The following is a 303-nucleotide window of genomic DNA, read 5'->3' as shown; positions in this document are numbered from 1 at the left end:
CTCTTGAACTGGTGGGCTCTTACCGTCACCAGATGGCAACTGGATATCTCCTGGTGCCATGACAGGCGCCTTCAACAGCTTGCCTGTGCCAAGGTCGCTTTGGTCTTCCGAGGACACAAGCACTCGAGCATTGAACCGCGCAAAGCGAATGTTTTCGCGGCTATCAGCCCAAGCGATCCTACTGTTCACCACGTAAGCCAGTGCGCCGCCTCGATCACTGCCGAGCCTGATCGTCTGAATCCAAGCCTGCTCGATCAGTACCGACAACGCTCGCTTTGTCGTTGCTGTAGAGGTTTCCATCAG

At 55.8% G+C, this 303-nt stretch carries 1 pseudogene; it reads right to left on the bottom strand.

Features of this window, described 5'->3' with window-relative positions:
• Positions 1–303: pseudogene (locus HX823_RS31875) on the bottom strand (hypothetical protein); the annotation flags it as partial.

Source organism: Pseudomonas sp. P7759, assembly GCF_013386445.1.
Classification (GTDB): domain Bacteria; phylum Pseudomonadota; class Gammaproteobacteria; order Pseudomonadales; family Pseudomonadaceae; genus Aquipseudomonas; species Aquipseudomonas azotoformans_A.
This window is presented reverse-complemented; position numbering and strand designations above follow the sequence as displayed.